The following is a 1,098-nucleotide window of genomic DNA, read 5'->3' on the forward strand; positions in this document are numbered from 1 at the left end:
GGCTACTGGGGTTGAACCAGAGAACATCGGCGTAGCCATCGCCGTTGAAGTCGTTCCGGCTCAACAGCGGGTTATTGTGATCCGTGCCCCCGTTGTCGTCGCCTCCCCCATCGTCTCCATTGCTTTCGGGGGACGAAACCACGCTGATGTTATCAACCGAGGCGATGCTTCCATAATAGGCTTCGGCGGTAACGCGGATTTGCGAAAATGTCCCGGTTTCAAAAAGAAGGCCCGTTGTCACGGAAAGGTGGTGGTCCGAGGTTTGGACAAGCGCGGTTTCCCCGCCGTTGGTTTGCAAAATGGAGGTCCGCACCCGGGCTTCAATCCCGTTTTCCTCCGACCCCGTCACGTCAAAGGTGATGAAGGAAAGATCCGAGGGGCTGAGAAGCGTCGCGGGGTTGGACCAGGGGGCGAACGTGGGGCTGGGGGCCCCGCTGGAGAAGCTGTTGGCTCCAGCTCTAAAAGTTATCCCTTGTTGATCGACGCCCAGGTAAAGAGCCGGCAGGCCCAGGCGGACGAGGCTGAAGTCACCAATGCCGATCTGGGCGTTGCGGGGGATCTTACCGCCCTCGACGATCAGGAAGAAGGAAACCCGGAAGTCGCTTGCGAACGGGATCTGCTCGAAATAGTTGGACTGATAGGTGAGGGTGGAGTCGGCGCGGGCCATGGTCGTGCTCGACAGCCATTCGACCGGACGCGCGTAAATTTCCCCACCAGAAAGGGTTCCGTGTAGCGTTTCGGATTCGAAATTTTCCAGAAAATGGAGCTGTTCACTGCGTGCGACGCCCCGGTCGCTGTTTGCGCTGGCGATGGCGCGGTCTTCACCCGGAATCACGCTCATCTCGTCCTCCTGCCCTTTCCTGGTCTTCAAACGACAAACAGCGCCACGCGGTTTGTCGCGAAGGGCAAAACACGCTTTGAGGTTCCGACTGCGTTTTAAACGGTACGACTCGTCGGGGGGCGGGTCAAGTCTCAGGGGGAAGAGGGGGAAACACCACCGGGAGGGGCGTGGGGCACGCCATGGGGGTGTCATTGCGAGGGAAACCCGCCTTGCGTTTTTGAGGCGGGTCTTGTTCCCCCGCTCTTCGCCGGGGCCGG

General features: G+C 59.9%; 1 protein-coding gene. It reads right to left on the reverse strand.

All coding sequences use genetic code 11. The features are described 5' to 3' along the window. The coding region (locus ROR02_RS16420) for an FG-GAP repeat protein (protein ID WP_147165114.1) at window positions 1-841 on the reverse strand (841 nt) is incomplete at its 3' end. Window positions 842-1,098: the final 257 nt, after the last annotated feature.

Source organism: Pararhodospirillum oryzae, assembly GCF_007992075.1.
GTDB lineage: Bacteria > Pseudomonadota > Alphaproteobacteria > Rhodospirillales > Rhodospirillaceae > Pararhodospirillum > Pararhodospirillum oryzae.